The sequence below is a fragment of the Halorubrum sp. AD140 genome (genome assembly GCF_034497445.1).
Lineage (GTDB): Archaea > Halobacteriota > Halobacteria > Halobacteriales > Haloferacaceae > Halorubrum.
Map to the genome: position 1 here is coordinate 1 of NZ_JAXRUU010000354.1, position 1,016 is coordinate 1,016.

General features: G+C 69.8%; 1 protein-coding gene and 2 pseudogenes. 2 read left to right on the plus strand and 1 reads right to left on the minus strand.

All coding sequences use genetic code 11. The features are described 5' to 3' along the window. Positions 1–280: pseudogene (locus tag U4E84_RS18805) on the minus strand (TIGR00341 family protein); the annotation flags it as partial. A gap of 124 nt (positions 281–404) precedes the next feature. On the opposite strand from U4E84_RS18805, the gene U4E84_RS18810 reads away from it, so the two are divergent. Next, positions 405–653, plus strand: a complete 249-nt coding sequence (locus U4E84_RS18810; protein WP_322533565.1) for a hypothetical protein — start codon at positions 405–407, stop codon at positions 651–653. A gap of 153 nt (positions 654–806) precedes the next feature. Next, positions 807–1,016: pseudogene (locus U4E84_RS18815) on the plus strand (homoserine kinase); the annotation flags it as partial.

The following is a 1,016-nucleotide window of genomic DNA, read 5'->3' on the forward strand; positions in this document are numbered from 1 at the left end:
TCCGGTCGCCGCCGCGCTCGGCCTCCTCCTCGTACTGCGCTTCGAGCGCCTCGAACCGCCGCGAGATGACCGTCTCGGCCGCGACGATGACGGTGTAGGTGCTCTCGTCGATCCCCGCCTCCCGCAGCCGGTCGAGGACCGGCTCGACGGCGGCGGTCGGGAGCGGGAACGTCGCGACCGCGGTGTACTCGCGGCCGCTCGTCTCGTCGGTGACGACGTAGTCGACCCCCTCCTCGTCGAGCGCGCGGACGACCGCCGCCCGCTTGCCCGCCGGAATCATGACCTGAACGAGTCGCACGGTCGCCGGTCGCACCGGCGGCCCTTATAGGATCGGCACGCGGTGGACGCCCCGGCCACGAGAAACGGAACTTTAATGCGCGAATCGCTCACACCTCCAGCCAAGAATGCTCTCGCCGCTGTTCATCGACACGTTCCTGCTCGACTACCACCTCGGGCACATCCTCCTGTTCGGGCTCATCGTGTCGCTCCTGGGCGCCGCGCCGCTGAAGTCCCAGAAGATCATGGCGTCTATCCTGACCGCGTTCGGGGTCATCTTCCTGATGGCGCCGTACACGACGATGCCGCCGACCTTCATCCTCCTCGGCATCCCGCTCGTCCTGGTCGGCACGCTGCTGTGGACGATGGCCCGCTGACGCGGCCGATCGACGCCGAACGGAGCGCTCGGCCGAACCGCGCTCGACGCGCCCGCCCTCTCCTCTCTCTCTCGCCGACCACGATCCCGACCGCCCCCGCCGTCGTTCCGTTCGATCCCGCTCCTTTTTGCCCCCCGGGAGACACTCCCCGCCATGGTAACGGTACGGGCCCCCGCGACGAGCGCGAACCTCGGGAGCGGCTTCGACGTGTTCGGGGCGGCGCTCACGCGGCCGGCGGACGTCGTCACCGTCGAGAAGGCGGCCGAGACGACGATCGAGGTCACGGGCGTCGGCGCGCAGTACATCCCGGAGGACCCCGAGAAGAACACCGTCGGCGCCGTCGTCGAGGCGCTCGATGCGCCA